Origin of the sequence: Vibrio sp. 10N.222.55.B11, from assembly GCF_041473705.1 — a bacterium.
Taxonomy (GTDB): domain Bacteria; phylum Pseudomonadota; class Gammaproteobacteria; order Enterobacterales; family Vibrionaceae; genus Vibrio; species Vibrio crassostreae_C.
This window is the reverse complement of record NZ_JBFRST010000044.1, coordinates 140727-162851: the sequence shown is the minus strand read 5'-3', so window position 1 is coordinate 162851 and position 22125 is coordinate 140727. Positions and strand designations below refer to the sequence as shown.

Annotated in this window: 22 protein-coding genes; 8 read left to right on the top strand and 14 right to left on the bottom strand. The window is 44.4% G+C overall.

Annotated features, from left to right (window positions below):
- Positions 1-124 precede the first annotated feature (124 nt).
- The 9 genes from nqrM to bolA all read right to left on the bottom strand — a co-directional run bounded on the left by nqrM (position 125) and on the right by bolA (position 8244).
- Entirely contained in the window at positions 125-379 is a 255-nt protein-coding gene (gene nqrM / locus AB4503_RS16360) for a (Na+)-NQR maturation NqrM (protein WP_009848378.1), read from the bottom strand.
- Between the two features lie 16 nt (positions 380-395).
- Positions 396-1400 carry an FAD:protein FMN transferase gene (locus AB4503_RS16355; RefSeq protein WP_372115400.1) on the bottom strand — a complete coding sequence of 335 codons (1005 nt, stop codon included), beginning with the start codon at positions 1398-1400 and terminating at the stop codon, positions 396-398.
- A 174-nt stretch (positions 1401-1574) separates the two neighbouring features.
- Complete coding sequence (gene nqrF, locus AB4503_RS16350; RefSeq protein WP_017059912.1) at positions 1575-2801, bottom strand: NADH:ubiquinone reductase (Na(+)-transporting) subunit F; 1227 nt, start codon at positions 2799-2801, stop codon at positions 1575-1577.
- Positions 2802-2830: 29 nt separating this feature from the next.
- Positions 2831-3427, bottom strand: a complete 597-nt coding sequence (gene nqrE / locus AB4503_RS16345) for an NADH:ubiquinone reductase (Na(+)-transporting) subunit E (RefSeq protein ID WP_009848375.1) — start codon at positions 3425-3427, stop codon at positions 2831-2833.
- 7 nt (positions 3428-3434) lie between these two features.
- The gene (locus AB4503_RS16340) at positions 3435-4067 is read right to left on the bottom strand and encodes an NADH:ubiquinone reductase (Na(+)-transporting) subunit D (protein WP_008223083.1); all 633 of its coding nucleotides are present in this window, start codon (positions 4065-4067) and stop codon (positions 3435-3437) included.
- On the bottom strand, positions 4067-4834 hold the full coding sequence (locus AB4503_RS16335) for a Na(+)-translocating NADH-quinone reductase subunit C (protein ID WP_017059911.1): 768 nt from the start codon (positions 4832-4834) through the stop codon (positions 4067-4069). The genes AB4503_RS16340 and AB4503_RS16335 overlap by 1 nt, the downstream gene beginning before the upstream one ends.
- Entirely contained in the window at positions 4824-6068 is a 1245-nt protein-coding gene (locus AB4503_RS16330) for an NADH:ubiquinone reductase (Na(+)-transporting) subunit B (protein ID WP_017067139.1), read from the bottom strand. The genes AB4503_RS16335 and AB4503_RS16330 overlap by 11 nt, the downstream gene beginning before the upstream one ends.
- Positions 6069-6073: 5 nt before the next feature.
- Positions 6074-7414, bottom strand: coding sequence for a Na(+)-translocating NADH-quinone reductase subunit A (locus tag AB4503_RS16325; protein WP_019823845.1), 1341 nt, complete (start codon positions 7412-7414; stop codon positions 6074-6076).
- 521 nt (positions 7415-7935) lie between these two features.
- Positions 7936-8244: a transcriptional regulator BolA gene (bolA, locus tag AB4503_RS16320; RefSeq protein WP_017064186.1), complete on the bottom strand. Its 309-nt coding sequence runs from the start codon at positions 8242-8244 to the stop codon at positions 7936-7938.
- Between the two features lie 174 nt (positions 8245-8418).
- Between bolA and AB4503_RS16315 the strand changes: the two genes are divergently transcribed.
- The 4 genes from AB4503_RS16315 to AB4503_RS16300 all read left to right on the top strand — a co-directional run bounded on the left by AB4503_RS16315 (position 8419) and on the right by AB4503_RS16300 (position 12166).
- Positions 8419-9570, top strand: coding sequence for a methyltransferase (locus AB4503_RS16315; protein ID WP_372115399.1), 1152 nt, complete (start codon positions 8419-8421; stop codon positions 9568-9570).
- A gap of 66 nt (positions 9571-9636) precedes the next feature.
- A complete protein-coding gene (locus tag AB4503_RS16310) occupies positions 9637-10206 on the top strand; it encodes a YajG family lipoprotein (RefSeq protein ID WP_372115398.1) in 570 nt (189 codons plus the stop codon).
- On the top strand, positions 10206-10754 hold the full coding sequence (locus AB4503_RS16305) for a peptidylprolyl isomerase (protein WP_019823852.1): 549 nt from the start codon (positions 10206-10208) through the stop codon (positions 10752-10754). The genes AB4503_RS16310 and AB4503_RS16305 overlap by 1 nt, the downstream gene beginning before the upstream one ends.
- Positions 10755-10807: 53 nt before the next feature.
- Positions 10808-12166, top strand: coding sequence for an AmpG family muropeptide MFS transporter (locus AB4503_RS16300; protein WP_372115397.1), 1359 nt, complete (start codon positions 10808-10810; stop codon positions 12164-12166).
- 66 nt (positions 12167-12232) lie between these two features.
- Here the strand turns inward: AB4503_RS16300 and AB4503_RS16295 are convergent, their stop codons facing one another.
- Positions 12233-13579 (bottom strand): DUF4397 domain-containing protein, encoded by a 1347-nt coding sequence (locus AB4503_RS16295; protein WP_372115396.1) that lies wholly within the window; start codon positions 13577-13579, stop codon positions 12233-12235.
- A 585-nt stretch (positions 13580-14164) separates the two neighbouring features.
- Between AB4503_RS16295 and AB4503_RS16290 the strand changes: the two genes are divergently transcribed.
- The 3 genes from AB4503_RS16290 (at position 14165) to csdA (ending at position 17284) form a co-directional block, all read left to right on the top strand.
- Entirely contained in the window at positions 14165-14980 is an 816-nt protein-coding gene (locus AB4503_RS16290) for an outer membrane protein OmpK (RefSeq protein ID WP_102320250.1), read from the top strand.
- Between the two features lie 111 nt (positions 14981-15091).
- Positions 15092-15985, top strand: coding sequence for a 2-dehydropantoate 2-reductase (gene panE, locus AB4503_RS16285; RefSeq protein WP_372115395.1), 894 nt, complete (start codon positions 15092-15094; stop codon positions 15983-15985).
- A gap of 87 nt (positions 15986-16072) precedes the next feature.
- Positions 16073-17284 (top strand): cysteine desulfurase CsdA, encoded by a 1212-nt coding sequence (gene csdA / locus AB4503_RS16280; RefSeq protein ID WP_372115394.1) that lies wholly within the window; start codon positions 16073-16075, stop codon positions 17282-17284.
- 69 nt (positions 17285-17353) lie between these two features.
- Here csdA and csdE read toward each other — a convergent pair whose 3' ends face one another.
- From csdE to AB4503_RS16260, 4 genes are all read right to left on the bottom strand, one after another.
- Positions 17354-17782, bottom strand: coding sequence for a cysteine desulfurase sulfur acceptor subunit CsdE (gene csdE / locus AB4503_RS16275; protein ID WP_017059900.1), 429 nt, complete (start codon positions 17780-17782; stop codon positions 17354-17356).
- Positions 17783-17819: 37 nt separating this feature from the next.
- Positions 17820-18629, bottom strand: coding sequence for a tRNA cyclic N6-threonylcarbamoyladenosine(37) synthase TcdA (gene tcdA / locus AB4503_RS16270; protein WP_017059899.1), 810 nt, complete (start codon positions 18627-18629; stop codon positions 17820-17822).
- Positions 18630-18742: 113 nt separating this feature from the next.
- Positions 18743-19855, bottom strand: a complete 1113-nt coding sequence (gene mltA / locus AB4503_RS16265; RefSeq protein ID WP_372115393.1) for a murein transglycosylase A — start codon at positions 19853-19855, stop codon at positions 18743-18745.
- Between the two features lie 81 nt (positions 19856-19936).
- Positions 19937-20410: a DUF2850 domain-containing protein gene (locus AB4503_RS16260; RefSeq protein ID WP_017064193.1), complete on the bottom strand. Its 474-nt coding sequence runs from the start codon at positions 20408-20410 to the stop codon at positions 19937-19939.
- A gap of 161 nt (positions 20411-20571) precedes the next feature.
- Between AB4503_RS16260 and argA the strand changes: the two genes are divergently transcribed.
- Positions 20572-21909: an amino-acid N-acetyltransferase gene (argA, locus tag AB4503_RS16255; protein WP_017065782.1), complete on the top strand. Its 1338-nt coding sequence runs from the start codon at positions 20572-20574 to the stop codon at positions 21907-21909.
- The last annotated feature ends 216 nt before the right edge of the window (positions 21910-22125 follow it).

The following is a 22125-nucleotide window of genomic DNA, read 5'->3' as shown; positions in this document are numbered from 1 at the left end:
TGTTTCCATTTTTGGTATTCCAAGATTAATTGCTAGACCTCAAAACTAAAAAAGCTCAAGACGATAATCTTGAGCTTTTCAATTTGAGGGCATAGATAGCTCTATCCCCTATGACTGTCACCAATTAAGCGATACGGTCTTTACTCCAAGCCGCTTCTTTTTGTTGACGCTCAGCCAGCTTCTCTTCACGGTAAGCTTCACGTGCTTCACGCTTCTTACGCGCGTCACAAGGTTCAGGGCAGTTACATACTTTATCAATACCAACAGCACCCAAACCGCCACAGCTACCTTTCACAACTTTCTTTTGGATAATGTAGCCAATTGACATCGCTGCGATTACTGCAAGAAAAACACCAAATGTAATCAGAAATGTATTCATAATTATCTCGCTTACCTTATTTACCTAAGTATGGCTTAAATGCTTCAGAAGCAATTTCTTTAAAGCCATCTGCTGTTTTTACCACCATGAACACTGGGATGTTATGTTGGTTTGCGACTTCCATTCCTTTTTCCTCACCTAAGACCATAAGGCCCGTAGATAAGCCGTCTGCAGTCATTGAAGACGGGTTTAAAACAGTCACAGAAACCACTTTATGGTGAAGAGGCTTTCCTGTTTCAGGGTTGATGATGTGTGAGTAACGAACACCATCACGTTCAAAATAGTTACGGTAATCACCAGAGGTTGCGATAGCCATATCACCCGGCTCGATGATCTCTTGGATATTACGCTCATCAACGCTTGGTTTCTCAATCGCGATACGCCAGCCCACGTTCTCACGGTTTAAACCTTTCAGACGAATTTCGCCACCGACTTCAACCATGTAGTTGTGAATACCGATAGAATCAAGGTAGTCAGCGACGACGTCAACACCCCAACCTTTTGCAATCGTGGATAGATCGACATACAGGTTAGGTAGGTCTTTCTTCAACATGTTGCCTTCAACACTAAGATGATGGATACCAATCTTAGCCTTGCGAGCCGCCAGCTCTTTATCTGATGGCACAACTTCAGGACGAGCTTCAGGACCAAAACCCCATAAGTTAACTAACGGACCAACCGTTACATCCAGAGCTCCTTCAGTAAGACCGTTCAAACGAATCGCTTCTTTCACAACCGTCGCTGTTTGCTCAGATACTTCGAACGCATCCGCACCTTTATGCTGGTTGAAACGGCTTAATTCGGAATCTTCACGGTAAGTCGACATCTGGTCGTTTACTTCTTCAAGTAGACGATCGATCTCTGTATGAACTTCATTAGACTCAGGAAATTCATCACCATTGATGTATTTAATATTGTAACTCGTGCCCATCGTTGGGCCACTCAAATGCACTTGCTCTCTTGACTGCTCACAGCCCGCAAGAAAAATCAAAGAAGTTAATGCAACAAGCCAAATTCTCACTTGCTTACTCCTGTCTAATGTTGAGGATTTATATAAGGAAAAATAAGAGTAAAAAATAGGTATTTTGAATGCCTTACTCTTTCTTATATAAGCCAGTATGTTGTCAAAAGCTGTCTTAGAAAAACAAATGGCTGACTCGTAGGAGTCAGCCATAATATCAATCACTTAAGTGGATTAACCACCGAAGTCATCTAGTAGGATGTTTTCATCTTCTACACCAAGATCTTTCAGCATGCCGATAACAGCAGCGTTCATCATCGGTGGACCACACATGTAGTACTCACAATCTTCAGGAGCTTCGTGATCCTTCAGGTAGTTTTCGTACAGTACATTGTGGATGAAACCAGTGTAACCGTCCCAGTTGTCCTCTGGTTGAGGATCAGACAGTGCACAGTGCCACACGAAGTTTTCGTTTGCAGCCGCTAGGCCATCGAAATCTTCAATGTAGAACATCTCACGCTTAGAACGTGCGCCATACCAGTAAGACATCTTACGAGTAGACTTAAGACGCTTAAGTTGGTCGAAGATATGAGAACGCATAGGCGCCATACCTGCACCACCACCGATGAATACCATTTCATTGTCTGTGTCTTTAGCAAAGAACTCACCAAATGGACCAGAAATAGTACATTTGTCGCCTTCTTTAAGAGACCAGATGTATGAAGACATAACACCAGGAGCTACGTCAGGGTTGTTTGGCGGCGGAGTTGCGATACGCACGTTAAGCTTGATGATGCCTTTCTCTTCTGGGTATGAAGCCATAGAGTAAGCACGGATCGAATGCTCTTTAACGATAGACTCATAACGGAACAAGTTGAACTTATCCCAGTCACCACGGTATTCCTCAGGAATATCGTAATCTGCGTATTTCACGTGATGTGGTTCAGCTTCAATCTGAATGTAACCACCCGCGCGGAACGGAACTTCTTCACCTTCAGGGATCGCTAGAGCAAGTTCTTTGATGAAAGTAGCTTCGTTGTTATTCGAGATAACAGTACATTCCCACTTTTTAACACCAAAGATATCTTCGTCTAGTTCAATCTCCATGTCAGTTTTCATAGCAACTTGACATGCAAGACGTTCGCCTTCGCGAGCTTCACCTTTTGTGATGTGATCAAGTTCAGTTGGAAGGATGTCGCCACCACCAGACTTAACTTTTACACGACACTGACCACAAGAGCCACCGCCACCACAAGCAGAAGATACGAAGATACCAGCGCCAGCCAGGGCACCAAGTAGCTTGCTACCAGGTTGAGTAACGATCGCCTTTTCAGGGTCGCCGTTTACTGAAATAGTGATGTCACCTGATGGTACTAACTTAGACTTAGCGAAAAGAATCACTAGTACTAGAGCCAGTACAATAATGGTAAACATCGCTACGCCAAGAATAATACTAAACATTTGTTATTCCTTATTACTGGGTGCTTACCCTACAGTTGAACACCAGAGAAAGACATAAAGCCTAACGCCATCAGACCAACAGTAATGAACGTGATACCAAGGCCACGAAGACCTGGAGGTACGTCAGAGTACTTCATCTTCTCACGGATACCCGCAAGAGCAACGATAGCTAACATCCAACCCACACCAGAACCGAAGCCGTAAACAACAGATTCAGCAAAGTTGTAGTCACGAGTTACCATGAAAGATACACCACCAAAGATTGCACAGTTAACTGTGATCAGTGGAAGGAAGATACCTAGTGCGTTGTACAAAGGTGGGAAGAAACGGTCTAAAACCATCTCTAGGATTTGTACAAGTGCCGCGATAACACCGATGAATGCGATGAAGTTAAGGAAACTTAAATCGACACCTTCAACAAGCGCGTTTTCTTTTAGGATGTGTGTGTAAACAAGGTTGTTTACAGGAACAGCGATTGTAAGTACTACAACTACCGCAACACCAAGACCAAAAGAAGTTTTAACTTTCTTAGATACCGCTAGGAATGTACACATACCTAGGAAGAAAGAAAGCGCCATGTTTTCGATGAAAATCGATTTAACTAGCAGACTAATATAATGTTCCATGACTACCTTACCCCTTCGCTTCTACTTGTTCTGGTTTGAACACACGAATTGCCCAAATCAAGAAACCAATTAGGAAGAATGCAGAAGGTGCTAGAAGCATCAAGCCGTTTGGCTGATACCAACCACCGTTGCTCACTAGAGGTAGTACTTCCATACCAAATAGTTTGCCAGAGCCTAGAAGCTCACGGAAGAAACCAACAGTGATAAGAACGAAACCGTAACCAAGACCGTTACCAAGACCATCGATTAGAGATGGGATTGGCGCAGACTTCATTGCGAATGCTTCAGCACGACCCATTACAATACAGTTAGTAATGATTAGGCCTACGAATACAGATAGCTGCTTAGAGATATCGTATAGGTATGCTTTAAGCACTTGGTCTACCACGATTACTAGTGATGCGATAATTGCCATCTGAACGATGATACGCACACTGTTAGGAATGTGGTTACGGATCAAAGAAACGAAGAAGTTAGACAGAGCAGTAACGAACATTACCGCGATAGTCATAACAAATGCTGTTTCTAGCTTAGTGGTTACCGCAAGAGCAGAACACACACCAAGAACCTGTAGCGCGATTGGGTTGTTGTCCAACACCGGCGCTAAGATGCTCTTTTTAATTTCTTTTGCACTAGACATTAGTTCAGACCTCCGTCACGAACTTTTGCTAGGAACGGACCAAAGCCCATATCACCTAACCAGAAGTCAAATGTATGTTGAACACCAACGCTAGTCAGTGTTGCACCAGAAAGGCCATCTACACCGTGCTCAGAACCTTGAGGAGCGCCACCTTTAACAACCTGAATAGCAGGTTTGTGGTTTTCGTCGAATAATTTCTTACCAACGAATTGAGCGCGCCAAGATGGGTTCTCAACTTCACCACCAAGTCCAGGAGTTTCACCTTGCTCGTAGTAAGTGATACCAGAAACTGTGTTGCCATCAGTTTCTACCGCAACGAATGCGTACATCATTGACCATAGACCGTTACCGTGAACAGGGATGATAACTTTAGAAGTTTCAGCGCCATCTTTCACAAGGTATACAGTACCCGTGTTAGCACGACGAAGGATCTTAGCGATGTCATCTTCAGCTGAAAGCTTGATTGACTGAGCTGGATCTTTTGCCGCTTTACGTTGGTCGTATGCAGCAGCATCGCCGTCAACGAAATCGCCAGTAGCGAAATCAACTAGACGAGGTTCAATGTTCTCTGCGTACAGTTCAGGGATATTACCCGCAAGTTCAATGCCCGCAACTTCAAGGATCTTAGTTTGCTGATCTAGAACCGCGTTAGCTTGTTGCTTAGGTTTAAGAACAACTGCAGCTGTTGAAACGATGATTGAGCACACTAGGCTCAATGCGATAACAACAAACAGCGTCTTTTTAATGCTATCGTTATTACTTGCCATAGCGCGCTAGTCTCCGCTTAATGTTCTTCTCGATTACAACGTGGTCAAACAGAGGAGCAAATAGGTTTGCGAATAGAATCGCAAGCATCATGCCTTCTGGGTATGCAGGGTTAACTACACGAATCATTACACACATTGCGCCGATTAGGATGCCGTACCACCACTTACCTTTGTTGGTAAATGAAGCTGATACTGGGTCAGTCGCCATGAAGAACATACCGAATGCGAAGCCACCTAGAACTAGGTGCCAGTGCCAAGGCATGCTGAACATTGCGTTAGTATCAGAACCGATCACGTTAAACAGCGTAGACACAGCAATCATACCGATCATTACACCAGCAATGATTCGCCATGAAGCGATACGCATGTAAACGATCATCGCAGCACCGATCATAAGTGCTAGAGTCGATACTTCACCGATAGAACCTGGGATGTTACCAATGAATGCGTCCATCCAAGTGATTGCTTCACCAGATGTTACGTTCATTAGTGCGCTACCGCCGCCTTGAGCCCATTGGCTAAGAGCAGTTGCACCAGAGAAACCATCTGCAGCAGTCCAAACTACGTCACCTGAAATCTGTGCAGGGTATGCAAAGAATAGGAACGCACGGCCAGCAAGTGCAGGGTTCAGGAAGTTACGACCCGTACCACCGAAGATCTCTTTAGCGACTACAACACCGAAGGTAATACCTAGTGCTGCTTGCCATAGAGGAAGTGTTGGCGGAACGATAAGCGCGAATAAGATAGAAGTAACAAAGAAACCTTCGTTTACTTCGTGCTTACGCACCATACAGAACAGAACTTCCCAGAAACCACCAACGATGAATACCGTTGCGTAGATAGGTAGGAAGTAAGTCGCACCAAGTAGCATCTTGCTGCCAACACCTGCATCGGCTCCTAAGGAGGCTCCAAGCATTTCGGTTAGCCAGTAGTGCCAGTTACCACTGATAACAGATGCTAGTTCAGCACCTGCATACATATGGTTAAGTGCTGCGATAGCTTGGCCACCCGCGTTGTACATACCCCAGAACATTGCTGGGAATACCGCGAACCAAACCATGATCATGATACGTTTTAAATCAACGCTATCACGAACGTGCGAGCTTTTCTTTGTAATAAGACCTGGCGTGTAGAACACTGTCGCTGCTGCTTCGTAAAGCGCAAACCACTTCTCGTGTTTACCACCTGGCTCAAAATGATGCTCGATGTCTTCAAGAAACTTTTTAAGGCCCATGAAAATTACCCTTCCTTCTCAATCGTATCTAGGCATTCACGAAGTAGTTGACCGTACTCGTACTTACCTGGACATACAAAGGTACACAATGCTACATCTTCTTCGTCTAGCTCTAGCGCACCTAGTGCTTGAGCACTATCAATGTCGCCTGCACATAGATCACGAAGCAGCAATGTAGGTTCCATATCTAGAGGCATTACGCGCTCGTAGTTACCAATTGGAACCATTGAGCGGTCACTACCGTTTGTTGTCGTTGTCATGTTGAACAACTGACCTTTAAACAGGTGACCAAGGAATGAACGAGTAACAGAGAACTTGTTCTTACCAGGCATAGCCCAGCCGAATAGCTCTTTATCACGACCTTCACGTAGAACAGAAACTTGCTGATGGTAACGACCAAGGAAAGCATGTGGACCTGTTGCTTCAGTACCCGTAAGTACAGAACCAGAAATCACACGAACTTCGCCTGGCATTAACTCGCTGTCTGTCAACTCTTCAAGGCTAGCACCAATTTGAGTACGAACTAGACGTGGGTTGTTCACCACTGGACCAGCCAGAGAAACAACACGCTCAGAGTAAATCTCACCAGTAAGGAAAAGCTTACCGAATGCGATAACATCTTGGTAGTTAATGCTCCACGCTACATTTTGTGCATTTACCGGATATAGGTAATGCATATGCGTGCCTGCAAGACCTGCAGGGTGTGGGCCATCAAAAACATGTTCTTCAACGTTAGACTGAGCTGAACGAGGTAAGCTAGTACCTTTTTTACAAACGTACACTTTACCGTTAGTCAGAGTTGAAAGAAGATCTAAACCAGCAACGAAAGCATCAGACTGCTCGTTAATGATTAATTCTGGCTCAGCTGCTAGCGGATTAGTATCCATAGCAGTAACGAAAATAGCCTGAGTTTCAGAATCAACTGCTGGAACCTTGCTGAACGGACGAGTTCGCAAAGCGGTCCATGCGCCAGACTCAACTAACTGAGCTTTAACCGTTTCACGGTCAAGGCCTACTAGTTGGTTAGCTTCATAGCTATTGAACGTGATTTGCTCATTGCCTGCTACTTCAATCACTACTGATTGAAGAACACGCTTAGCACCACGGTTCACTTCAATAACTTTACCGCTTGCTGGAGAAGTAAATACAACACCTGGGTTCTTTTTATCTGCAAAAAGAACTTGGCCTTTCTTCACTTCATCACCAACGCGAGCATGCATCGTAGGACGCATACCAACGTACTCTTCGCCAAGCAAGGCGACTTTAGTGATGGACTTACCATCATTAATCACCTGGGATGGAGTTCCTGCGATAGGAAGATCCAAACCCTTCTTTATTGTAATCATACGCACTTGCACTACTTTATCGGGAAAAAGATTCTTTTAATTGCGTAAATTCGGGACGTTTTAAAATCGCCCTTAGACACGACATTACAGTGTCCGGTTTTGGTAAATTTGAGATACCAAAATCGCAACATTACATTAATAAACTCATCACAAATATTATGTGAGATTTATCAGGTGCCGTATTCTAGCATTTTTTGACAACTTGATGCCATGACCAATAACTTGAATACGGCCTTTATTTGGTGAGATTTGAAGCATATGGACTCTCAAATATGTATAAATTTGACGAGCCGCACAGATAGATTGGCTTTTGAATCGTGTTTTAAACAAGAGATTAATACTCTGTCACAAACTAATATTTTACGAGTTATGTTGAAACACTGTTAATAAAAACATTACTCATTGTAGGTATTTTTAGTCGTTCAAATTGCCATCAGTTTGAGTGATATAACAACGAAAAACACATAGGTTTGGCGACAAAAAAGGCGGCATCACCACCTTTTGTCAATATGCTCGCTGTGTTACTTGCCACCACCCATACACATAGGGCTGTCTGGCACGTTATCGAGCTGCTTCATCCATTCATCTTTTGTATAAGTGTGAATGGACAGTGCGTGAATATTATTCGCTAGCTCTTCTGAAAGAGCTTTATTTACCGCTCGATGACGAGCAATAAGACGCAATCCTTCAAACACATCACTGACAACAATCACTTTAAAATGACTCTCAGAACCGGCCGGAACATTGTGCATATAGCTCTCATTAACCACGTTTAAATGACTTGGTGAAAACTCATTGTGCAATTTTGTTTCGATAACTTCTTGGATCATTGTGATTCCTTAATAACGTATTGGCATTATCCGTGGGATGAGTATAAACCCTAAGCGGTCGACTGTCTGAGTATTTGATAGCGAATGGCGTAGGTTTGGTTGAGTTTTTTCTATCTTGTTCAGCCTGCATTTGAGACAATATCTTTGTTATTTCTTACATAAGTATCTCAAGCAATGAAAACCGAACTTACCCTTCACGATAGAACTTTAACCTTACATCGTTTCCCGAAACGTTCAAATGAAACCCTTCAAGCTTGGGATGCGGGCGACGAATACCTGATCAGTCATGTTGAAGAGATGAACCTCGAACCTGGCAAACACATCCTGATCATGAACGACAGCTTCGGTGCCCTATCCGCTTGGTTCTCGAAAGATCATGATGTCACTATGATGAGCGACTCATTTATCTCTCACCGTGGTGCCCTGAAAAACTTGCAGCGCAATCAAAGTAACCGAGTGAACTTCTTGAACACGATGGATGATATCCCACACGGTATCGATCTTGTGATCATGCAGCTGCCAAAAACAAATCGTCACCTAATCTGGCAATTGAGTCAGCTACGCCAAGCATTGCCTGAAGGCTGCCAAGTGATCGGCGTCAACAAGGTAAAAGAGATTCACACCTCTACGCTTAACCTGTTCGAAAAATACCTAGGCGAAACCAAAACATCACTAGCGAAGAAAAAACACCGCTTAGTCTTCTCATCTCCAAACTGCCAGCCAATTCAAGCGGTAGAGCCTTTTGTTGAATGGGATGTAGACGGTGAAGATATCCGCCTGAAAAATTTACCAAATGTTTACTCAGGGGAAGCACTCGATCAAGGCGCTCGCTATATGCTAGAGCACATCCCTCAAGATCCTGAGCTACGTCATATCATCGATCTTGGTTGTGGCAACGGTGTATTGAGTGTAAAAGCAGGGCAATTGAACCCACAAGCCCGTATCACCTGTGTGGATGAAAGCTTTATGGCGGTGGAATCGGCGCGCCAAAACGTCAAAGATAACCTTGGTGAAGAAGGCAACTTCCAGTTCATCGCCAACAACTGTTTAGATGGCTTCAAGAAAAACAGCACCTACTTAGTGATGTGTAATCCTCCATTCCATCAGCAACAAGCGATTACGGATCACATTGCGTGGCAAATGTTCTGTGATGCAAAGCATGTTCTAAGCAATGGAGGCAAATTAATTGTTATTGGCAACCGACACCTCGGATACGATGTCAAACTAGCAAGACTATTTGGTGAAGCTAACGTTGAAACGCTTGAACTAAACCAAAAATTTGAGATATTACAAGCAACAAGAGAACCTGCGAATTTTAATAAATAAGCAGAAACGACTTCACAAGAATTTAAGATACCGAGCTTCTGGTGTGAATTTAGAAAGGATAAAGGAATGAAAAAACTGATTTTGGCTGCTTCTATTATGGCTTTGACAGCATGTTCAGCCCCTCAGCAAGAACAGATCAATGTAATGCCAGAAGCTTCACTAAGCTCAAGCAACCTTGTACAAGGCAAAACATACACACTAACCAGTAAAGATGTTCGTGCCGCTCAATATGTTGCATTGGTTGATAGTGGCCGTTCAAACATTCAGCCAATTCACGCTAAGCAAAACATGCGTATTTCTCTAGAAAATGCTGTTGCACAGCAGTTAGAGTCTCAAGGTTTTCGTGCGAGCGTAAACAGTGAAAACTCGATTGTTTTAGAGATTCAAGAAGCACTCGTTACCGTAGAGCACACCATTATGGAAAACAAAATGGACGGTAAAGTAACGCTTGAAGTTACCGCTGAAACGCCTGAAGGCAAACTAGTTAAAACATTCAACGGCACTGCAACACGCACTAGTGCATTGAGTGCATCTAACGACGACATCTCTATGGTTCTTAATGACGTGATCAACTTGGTTCTTACTGAGATCGCTAACGACCAAGAGCTACAAACTTACATGAAGGAACGTTTCTAATGGGTCGTATTTTATCTTCTATCGCATTAATGCTAGTGAGCGTGAGCGTTTGGGCTGGTCCTAAAGTAAACGTGGAAACAACATTAGGCGACTTCACTATTGAGCTTAACCAAGAACAAGCACCGGTTAGTGCGGAGAACTTCCTAAAATACGTTGCTGACGGCAGCTACGAAGGCACTATCTTCCACCGTGTTATTCCTGGCTTTATGGCTCAAGGTGGCGGCTTCGATCAAGAGATGAATCAACAAGCAACTTACGCTCCTATCAAGAATGAAGGCAGCAATGGCTTGAAGAACGATACAGCAACAATCGCGATGGCTCGTACTAATGCGCCAGATTCTGCAACTCGTCAGTTCTTCATTAACTTCTCTGATAATGACTTCTTGAACGCAAAAGGTGGTAACCCAGGCTACGCTGTATTTGGCAAAGTAACTGAAGGTTTTGATGTTGTTCAAAAGATGGCAACGATTCCAACCAAGCGAATGGGCCGCATGTCAGACATCCCAGTCGACCCAATCGTCATCACTAAAGTGACCCTTCTTAAGTAATCCAATGTAACGCCCTTATTTCTTAAGGGCGTTTTTCTATACAAGGACGCCCTATGTCATCAGGCACTCCCTCTCTTTCTTGGATGCAGACTTTTCGCAGCTACCTAGATAAACGTCTACTTTGGGTGTTTATGCTCGGCTGTTCGAGTGGCTTCCCATGGGTTCTTATTGGATCCAACATGTCTGGCTGGCTAAAAGATGCAGGTTTAACGCGTGCTGCCATTGGCTACTTTGGTAGTGTGTTTGCCGTGTATGCGATTAACTTTTTATGGGCACCATTGGTAGACCGAGTAAAACTGCCGGTGCTTCACGCAATACTCGGCCAGCGCCGCAGTTGGATCTTTTTCTGCCAAACCATTGTTTTAATCGGCACCTTATTCATCGCAGGCGTCAATCCCGCAGAGAATTTGGCGTTTACCTCAATGTTGGCGCTCGCTATTGCCATGGCCTCAGCCACGCAAGACATCGCGATTGATGCATTTCGTATTGATACCTTCCCAAAATCCGAAGCATCAAAACTGCCGCAAGCTTCCGCAATGGCCGTAATTGGGTGGTGGACGGGGTATTCACTACCAGGCTACCTTGCCTTTATTAATGCAGACTCAATCGGTTGGAATGGCGTGTATTACGGAATGGCAGGTGTCGTTGTTGTATTAATGCTGTTTACTCTTTTTGTCGGAGAGCCAAATACACAACGTGAAGCCCTACAAGAACAAGCACAACAGCGACACAATAAAGTGGTCGGCTCAAAGCTTGTCGCTTGGTTCAGTGTGACGGTAATTGAACCATTTTATGATTTCTTCAAAAGAAACGGAGTTCAAGTTGCCATTACTCTATTGCTGTTTGTGTTCCTATTTAAGATAGGTGAAGCCTTCCTAGGTCGCATGTCGATCACCTTCTATAAAGAGATAGGTTTCAGTAATGAACAGATCGGTCATTACTCCAAGTTAATTGGCTGGGGCGCGACGATATTCTTCACTTTGGTAGGCAGTGTCTTCAATGTGAAATTCGGTATTGTACGCGGACTGATGATCGGCGGTGTGGCAATGGCGGCCAGTAATCTAATGTTTGCGTGGATCGCTCACACTGGCCCGAGTGAAACCTTGTTCTTGGCAACCATCATTGTCGATAACTTTACAACTGCGTTTTCAACCGTAGCGTTTGTCTCTTTCTTAACACTATTAACCGGGCAGGCCTTCTCTGCAACCCAATATGCATTACTCGCATCCTTGGGTAACTTCGGTCGAACAACACTGGCTTCATTTAGTGGTGAATTGGTCGATTACCTCAATGATTGGTCAACCTTCTTTATACTGACCGCACTTATGGTGATTCCAAGTTTGATCATGCTCTACTCGTTACGCCACTTTTTCACGGATTTATTAGAGAAAGCCAAAACTAACCAAGAATAGAGTCAAAGAAAACAAATAAGAAGAGGGTAGCATTGATCTACCCTCTTCTACGTTCTGTCTTCAGATCTAGTCTGTTGTTTCACTGACAATTAGGTTAAAACCCGTACCCATCGAATCATCAATCGCCACGACTTGATACACCACACCATCAGCTAAGGTTGCGGGCGCAGAGTCGATAGCCACAACTGACGGCTGACCCGCTACAGTAATCGTCACAAAGTAAGACCCCGCCGCAACATAAATGCCATTCGCATAATCTCTGAATTTCACATCACTTAGCGCCGGAGTGCTACCAGAGATCCCCGCGTTTTCTGTTAAGTAGATATCCACCGATGCCGCAATTGGGTTAGCAGCGGCGTGGGTAATGTTTAACACCGCACTGGTCGCAACCGGACGACGGTTTTCAGGAACAACCAAAGGTTCCAAATTCAGTGGACTTACTGTCCCTACCGCATAGATGCTGTAATCCATGCCAGCAAATACCGCGACTCCATCTGCATCAATCAGTGCATTGGTTGTAGTGCCATCAGCAAAGATGTCAATGTCATAACTTCCTGCGGCTAAATCGATAAAACCGCGGATCTCTTTAAACATCAAATCAGCAAGAGGTGCAAATGCAGCTCCGTTGACAAAAACATCTACATCTGGGGCGCCATCAACGAGATGACCGACTCTTACTTCTGCAGTTTCTGCCATGTCGTAGATTAAAGATGAGCCCGAACCGTCCATTACCATCAATTTTACTGGGGAAGTGCTATTGGAGTCAGCTCTTGGCACAGCCGCGATCGTTAGCTCGCTACCGCCAGACAGAGTTATTTCTCCGGAGTCAAAAGCAATAGCATTGCCGCTCACGGTTTCTAATCTCACTCGGTATTGCCCTGCTGGAATATTGAGTACGTCAGTAAAGTCTTTATAACCGAGAGTGCCAAGCGGAGCACCCAATGGATCATTCGGCGCCGTTACGTATAAGTTCACATCTCCAACCCCTGTTGCCGCGTGAACAACTTGCACATCTAAACTTGAACTCGTTGCCGTTCCCTCAGAAGGTCGCGTCACAACTAAAGCCTCAACCGGGTTATTAGAACCGTCAGCGTCACCGACCACCATCACGGTGTAATCTAATTCACCGCTCAAATCGAATTGGCTTGGCGAAATTACAGTGGCAACTGCGTCACCTGGGAGTTGGACATCGACTTGAAGAGTTGTCTGGCCTTGATTTACTGAAGCGTACCCGGATGCCTGAGCATAATCGACACCGCTCCAACGAGCCTGGCTATTGACTAAAACGTTAGCTAAAGGCGCATCTGGCGATGCATGTACAGCTTGTAGTTGAGTTGTTGGTTCATCGTCATCATCACACCCAACAATGAAAAGGGCTGATATCGCTACAGCGAGTATAGGTGAATATTTCATCGGTCTTCTCTCCAAAAAAGTTAGACCAGTTCGTCACACAAATGATTAGTCCAATAACTAATCTTTAAAAAGTATTTCAAAATCTAGTGCAGTGAACTGTCTTTAATTCTCCGTGATTCAAAAAGTAGCTAGGTTCAAATCCCTAGGCAGTCATCACATGAGTTGTCCATCAATTGATTCCAACTCCACTACGCTGTTGGTCAAAAATAGATCAAAGACGAGATTAAGAGGTGGTTTGAATGAGTCATTTTTTAAGAGAAAACGCTTAGAAAAGAATACTGTTGATTTTGATATGCATATCACTCTAATTAGTAGAATCGTTTGCTTAGCGCAGTATTTCACCTATTTATCCACAAAATAATCGAATTTCACAAAATCAATAGAATTAGAGGTGCATCAGGATGCATTACCACCGTAAAGTTCCATTATTTAGATCATTAGTGTGATCGATCTCACTTTAATAATTGCAATTTTCACTCTGTCTCACTTTTATTTGAGAACAAAATCGCTATGATGCTCGGCATTCGGACACACAAACACGCACGGATTAGCGGGTTACTTATTTTAAACATAGAGAGTTCCATTATGCGTAAATCACTTTTAACTCTTGGCCTACTTGCAGCGACTTCTGCTCCAGTAATGGCAGCAGATTATTCTGACGGCGACATCCACAAAAACGATTACAAGTGGATGCAGTTCAACATCATGGGTGCAATCAACGAGAAAGGTCCTTACGAATCTACTCATGATTACCTAGAGATGGAATTTGGTGGTCGCTCTGGAATCTTCGACCTTTACGGCTATGTTGATGTATTTAACCTAACATCAGACTCAAGCAGCGACAAAGCAGACAAAGATGGCAAAATCTTCATGAAGTTTGCTCCTCGTATGTCTCTTGACGGCCTAACTGGTAAAGACCTTTCTTTCGGTCCAGTTGAAGAACTATACCTTTCAACTCTTTTCGAGTGGGATGGTAACAACGGTGGTGTTAACACTCAGAAAGTTGGTCTAGGTTCTGACGTAATGGTTCCATGGTTCGGTAAAATGGGTCTAAACCTTTACGGTACATACGACTCAAACCAAAAAGATTGGAACGGTTTCCAAATCTCGACTAACTGGTTCAAGCCATTCTACTTCTTCGAGAACGGTTCATTCATCTCTTACCAAGGTTACATTGATTACCAATTCGGTATGAAAGATGAGTACGCTCAAGTAAGCAACGGCGGCGCAATGTTCAACGGTATCTACTGGCACTCAGATCGTTTTGCAGTTGGTTACGGCCTGAAACTATACAGCGATGTATACGGCTTTAAAGATGGTGCAGACCTACCATGGGACGCTTCTTCACAAGCTGATTCTTCTGGCGTAGGTCACTACGTTGCAGTAACTTACAAGTTCTAATCGAACTTCTAAGAAAAGTTTCCAAAATGGCACCCTAGGGTGCCATTTTTTATTGCTTTCATTTAATGCCTAGCTATCCTTGCAGCATCACTTTCTTATCTCGGTATTGCTGTGAACATCACTATTGTTGGACCTGGAGCTATCGGCTCTTTATGGGCGATAAAACTACTTCAAGCTGGTCATAATGTCTCTTTGTTGAGTCGCTCCCCTGAAACCTCAATTGACCTAACACTTGATGAGCAAACTTCACTTTCCTTCAGCAATAACAATATCGACAAGCTATCAACGAGTGATTTGGTTATCTTCACAGTCAAGGCTTGGCAAGTAGAAGAAGCCACCACTCCGTTACTTCAATATCTCGACTCTGACACCATTCTCATGTTCATGCATAACGGAATGGGCGCGGTCGACAACATTGCCACTCAAATTAATGCTCACCCGATAGTATTGGCAACCACGACCCAAGCAGCATTCAAACCTGATCGTAATAGTGTATCTCATACAGGAATAGGACAAACCCAATTGGGTGCTTTTAACCAAACGGGTCAACAGTGCACGTTTTTGGTTGATGTATTGGATGATGCTCTCCCCACTGTGAGTTGGAACCCACAAATAGAAACCGCGCTTTGGGCTAAACTCGCCATCAATTGTGCTATCAATCCACTTACTGGGTTGGAACAAATCAAGAATGGTGAACTTGCAGACCAAAGGTTTGAGGGTATTTTAAGTTCTATCGTTGAAGAGCTCACACAAGCTATGCAGGCCGAAGAGATCGCTTGTTCATTCGACGGATTAGAAGCAAGTGTCAAGCAGGTCATCCAAGCCACGGCGCAGAACAACTCATCCATGAAGCAGGATATGTTTTACCAACGCAAGACAGAGATCGACTTCATCACTGGACACCTAATAAAAACAGCGCTTAAACATCAGATAGAAGTTCCTGTTAACCAAAAGCTGTTCAATCAGGTCAAAGAGCAAGAAAATAGCTGGAATCATCAAGATTAGTCAGCAACGGTCAACAAGTCGCGATAAAATAACAATACCGCTAAGCATAACGCTGGCACCAATTTCCAAGATTTTAGGTAAGAATAGATGCTTGATATCAATCACATCCGAGAGCAGTTTCCTGCGCTATCACAAACCATCAATCAACAACCATTGATTTACTTAGACAGCGCGGCAACGACACAAAAACCTCAGGTGGTTATTGATGCCATTAGTCAATATTACTCTAAGCAGAATGCCAATGTTCACCGCGGTAGCCACAGCTTGACCGCGCAAGCCACCAGTCAATTTGAAGCAGCAAGAGACAAAGTCGCTCAGTTTATTGGCGCTACGTCTCCAAAGGAAATTATCTGGACTCGCGGTGCCACTGAAGCACTTAACCTCATTGCTCAAACCTACGCAAGAAGTACCCTCCAACCGGGCGATGAAATCCTGGTGAGCGAAATGGAGCACCACGCCAACATTGTCCCTTGGCAAATTGTGGCAGAACAAACCGGTGCTAAGATCATCAAAATCCCAATGACATCTGACTGCGAATTCGACCTTGCTGCTTTTGATGCACTGTTGACTGAACGAACCAAGATCGTAGCTCTGGCTCAGATAACCAATGTGACGGGTTCTCGCCAACCGATTGAGCAAGTTATCGAAAAGGCACATGAGATGAATGCCGTGGTTGTCGTCGATGGCGCACAAGGCATTGTCCATGAACCAGTCGATGTTGCCACTTTGGGCGCAGATTTCTACGTATTCTCAGGACACAAACTCTACGCCCCTGCAGGGATTGGTGTACTTTACGGCAAACTAGAATTGCTTGAAGCGATGCCACCATGGCATGGCGGTGGCAAAATGGTCGAGCGCGTCTCTTTCTCTGGCACTACTTTTTCAGAACTGCCTGGCAAATTCGAAGCGGGCACGCCAAATGTGGCAGGAGCCATAGCACTAAGCACCGCAATAGAATGGTTAAGTGGTTTTGTACAACAAGATGTCGAAAATCATATCCACCAACTACAACACGAGACTTATCTTGCTCTCAGTAAACTGGATGACATTCAGATTTTAGGGTATCAACCTAACGCAAGTGTGATTACTTTTGTGATGGATGGTGTTCACCATCAAGATATAGCGACTCTACTGGATCAGCAAGGTATCGCAGTACGTGCAGGACATCATTGTGCTCACCCATTAATGGATGCACTTAATGTGAAAGGAACGGTTCGAATTTCATTTGGTATTTACAACAACATGGATGATGTTGAAAAGCTCGTAGCGGCGATAGAAAAAGCCGTTGATATGCTTTAGGGAGTAGCGAAATTACTTAGGGTTGGCGTTTAACGTCAACCCTTTTTGCTTCTGTGTATCAAGGAGATATTAAGCACTTAGCTCTTGGATTTGAGCAACAATCGCTTTTAATCCATTACCGCGAGATGGGCTAAGGTGGGTAATTAGACCGATTTGTTCAAAGTAACCATCAATATCGAACGCTTGAACCTGCTCTGATGTTTTTCCATCATACGCAGCCATCACTAATGCAATCAGACCGCGCACAATACGAGCATCAGAATCAGCACAAAAGTGCCAAACACCGTCGATATTTTGAGAAACCAACCACACTTGGCTTTCACAGCCAGAGACAATCACCTGCTCACTTTTCAGTTCATCAGGCATCGTTGGCAGTTTCTTACCCCATTGAATCACTTGGCGATAACGGTCTTCCCAGCCGCTGAATGTCTGCATCTTCGCGACGATATCATCACTGGTAATTTCAGTGCCGAATGGAGAGCTTGGGAATGTGGTCATTTTAATATCCAGTCGATTGTTAATTGAGTAAAAGACGTTACTTAGCGTGCTTTTGAATCAGCTTTTCAACGATACGCGAAACAGCTACAAAACCAAACGTCGCCGTTACAACTGTTGCCGCACCAAAACCCGTCGCACAATCCATACGTTTTGGACCTTCTGCTGTCGCTTTCGCAGCACAGACACTGCCGTCAGCTTGAGGGTATTTCAGCTGTTCAGTTGAGAACACACAATCGATACCAAACTTACGTGCTGGATTCTTAGGGAAATTATGATGACGACGAAGGGTATCTTTTAGCTTCTTCGCGAGCGGATCTTGAATCGTCTTCGTCAGATCAGCCACTTTGATTTGAGTCGGATCGATTTGACCACCCGCACCACCAGTGGTGATCACCTTAATTTTGTTGCTACGACAATATGCCAACAGTGAAGCCTTAGCTTTCATGCTGTCAATCGCATCTAATACAAAGTCGAACTCTTTCGACAGGTATTCAGCCTGATTGTCTGGGCCGATGAAGTCGTCAATCAGGTTAACTTTACACTCAGGGTTAATCAGCTTAACGCGCTCTGCCATCACTTCAATTTTGCTTTTACCAACGGTACCCGACATTGCGTGGATCTGACGGTTGATGTTGGTCACACACACATCATCCATATCGATCAAAGTCAGCTCACCTAAACCAGTACGAGCAAGCGCTTCAACCGCCCATGAACCTACACCGCCAATACCGATCACACACACGTGTGCTGCTCTAAGTATGTCGACTTCACTATTACCATATAGGCGACGGGTGCCACCAAATCGTTGGTCATAGTTTTCTGAAGCTGGAGTGGTCAATTCACGCATTGTTGCCGCCAATTTATTTCTGAGAAAAAGAAAAGAGTGCGTTTTATACGCACTCTTGAATAAAAAGTCTAGGGGATTAGCGATTCGCTTTCAATGCCCTATTTTATTGTAGCTTACTCAACCTTTTCAGGAGGCAAAGCCCAAGGCGCTTCAGTTGCGCTGCCATCTAAACCGAGCTTCCACACACGACCAAAATGCTTGTAATGGCCCGCTTCTGTACCCGCTCGAGGGCCCATGCCGTGGTAAAGGTCCAAATGGTTTTGCTTAACCGCGCCGCCCGTATCCAAAACCAATAGCAGTCTTAGTTGATGAGCGCCGCTCCAAGTACCATCAGCATTCAGTAGTGGAACCTCAGCAAGAATCGGTGTTCCCATAGGTAAGATAGAGCGATCGCCCGCTACCGCCGCCATCGGTAATAGAGGAATGCCCGCGCTGCCCATTACCGATAGGTCGTCTCTCGCTTCAAAGAAAACGAAAGAAGGGTTTTGCTCAAGCAGCTCTTTCACTACTTCAGGATCGTTTGCCAATACCCACTCTTTGATTGCTTTTAGCGACATTTTTTCGCGTGGAACTAAGCCTCGTTCAATCAGAACACGGCCAATGCTCACATAAGCTTTATTGTTCTTACCCGCGTAGGCGAAATACTGCAGCGTGTCATCATCACCGAAGTGTACAAATCCACTGCCCTGTACTTCCATCATAAATGGGTCGATACGGTTTGCTGAGTAACCTAACTCAAGGCCCTGACCTTCTAGTGCGCCGTTGTAAATCTCTTGGCGTGTTGGACACTCTTTACCACACTCAGGAAGCCCGTAAACAGGGTAACGATATTCTTCATTCGCTTCGTGGCGTAGCTCCATTACAGGAGAAAAGTACCCAGTGAACAAAACGTTGCCTTGCTTATCACCACCACCCAATTGAGCAGTTTGAACGCCAAAGTTAGCGAGCTCGCTTGGATCTCCACTTTGCATCGCCCACTCATTGAGTTGCTGATAAAGCGGCTCATAGATTTTAGCCATCGAAGGGGATTTAGAAACCACCATCTCAGCTTGTTCTGCAAATGCGGTGTAGTCTCTTGGTTTATTGGATTCAACCTGATCGACCTTATTCAAGGTGCGAGGAAATTCGTCATCAAGGTGTTGCTGAGCAAGATCAGTGGGTTGAGCACAGCCAAATAACAAAGAGGCAGCGACAAGGGGAAGCCATTTTTTAATCACAAGAGTCATCCTAAAAATTCTATGCATCGAGGATGACAAAAACAGTCAGATAACACAATCTTAGATTGTAAGAGTTTACAAGAAGATAACCTATCGGACGGAGTTATCGATATGGCCCTTAAGGCGGAAGATGGGATTGTAGTGACTGTCAGAATCGAGCACCATTTCTGTATTGTCAGAATTGGTCATGCGGAAGCGATAGGTTTTATCACCCGCCTTGTATTCAAAGTAGTTTCCATCAAAGTCAAAGCTCGTCGAAACAACAGACCCACGAACTGACACACCATTAGCATTCAGAACAAACTCATCGGTCGCATAATGTGCAACATCTTGCTCTATCCAAGTGCCGTATATCAGATTGTCGGGCGTCGCCGCATTTTGCACTCGGGAAAGCACATCGCCGAACAAAGAAACCACCGCAAACGAACCCACTAAGGCTAGAACCATTAAACAACGTTCAATGATCTTACGCTTCAACTTAGATTGATTGCGCTGATCAGCTTCGCTGTAGAGACCTTTGGTTATCTCATCGATTTTGTTCTTTGTTGCTGGAGCTTGTTGCATTCGGTGACTACTCATAAGGATGCTATGCGCATTCTACACTGAGACAGTTTATATATTGAAGCCTAGATAAGATTAGTTTGCGCTTTATTCCAAAAAGGTGTTGTTTACATTTGAATTTAAATGCTAAATTATCGAATGAATAAACAAAATGGACTTGTTCTGTGAAATTAAGAAGTACAGCGCTAGTAAAAGGTTTCAGACAATCAACCCCTTACGTAAATGCTCACCGTGGCAAAACCATGGTCATTATGCTGGGAGGCGAAGCCGTTGCCGACAGGAACTTTGGTAACATTATTAGTGATATAGCCTTGCTCCACAGCCTTGGAGTAAAGATTGTTCTCGTTCACGGGGCAAGACCGCAGATCAACCAATTGCTCGCCAAGCAAGATTGCCATACGCCTTATCACAAGAATATTAGGGTCACTGATGAATATTCTTTGGGCGTCGCTATGCAGGCTGCTGGACAGCTTCAACTTGCCATCACCGCACGCCTCTCAATGAGCTTAAACAACACGCCGATGGCAGGCACTCAACTCAATGTTATGAGTGGTAACTTCATTACGGCTCAACCGCTTGGCGTGGATGACGGTACGGATTATTGCCATAGCGGGCGTATTCGTCGAATCGATATCGAAGGGATCAATCGCACGCTTGACCAAGGTTCAATTGTACTGCTTGGCCCTATTGCCAGCTCCGTGACAGGCGAAAGCTTTAACCTACTTTCTGAAGAGGTCGCTACCCAAGTTGCTATTCGTCTAAAGGCCGACAAGCTGATTGGCTTCTGCTCCGAACAAGGGGTAACAGATGAACGCGGTAACGTGCTCGCCGAACTCTTCCCTAAAGATGCCAAGCAAATTCTAGAACGATTAACGGAATCTCAAAATCCTGCCGAAGACATGAGCACAGGAACACTGCGCTTCTTGAAAGGAGCGATCTCCGCTTGTCGAGCTGGTGTGCCTCGTTGTCATCTAATCAGCTACAAGGTAGATGGCGCATTAATCCAAGAGTTGTTCTCTTTTGACGGTATTGGAACCCAAGTGGTCATGGCTAGTGCCGAGCAAGTAAGACAAGCTCAGATCGACGATATTGGTGGCATATTTGACCTTATTCGTCCTTTGGAAGAACAAGGCATTCTCGTTCGTCGCTCAAGAGAACAATTGGAACAAGAGATTCACCGCTTTACGATTATCGAAAAAGACGGACTGATTATTGGTTGCGCTGCACTATATGCGTATCCGGAAGATCACATGGCAGAGATGGCGTGTGTGGCGATTCACCCTGACTATCGCGATGGAAACCGTGGGCAATTGTTGCTGGATTACATGCGTCACCAATCAAAATCTCGTGATATCGACCAGATTTTTGTCCTTACTACGCACAGCCTTCACTGGTTCCGTGAACAGGGTTTTTACGAGATAGCGGTTGATGAATTACCGATGGAAAAACAAGGGTTATACAACTATCAGAGAAACTCAAAGATCTTGGCGCTCAACGTATAAATAAAGTTTTGGAGCACAATCTCACTTCGACAGAAAAATAATTGCAAATGTAATCGTTTTCTATATGAGATTTATTAACTATGCACTTTCACTCACACGTATAATTGTATAGAATTTAGACGTTTTAATAATCTTAACAAATGTTTTTATTGGAATTGCCATCTCGATAGTCATGTCGAACTCATTGAGGTGGTCACTGCACGGATTGCTATACCC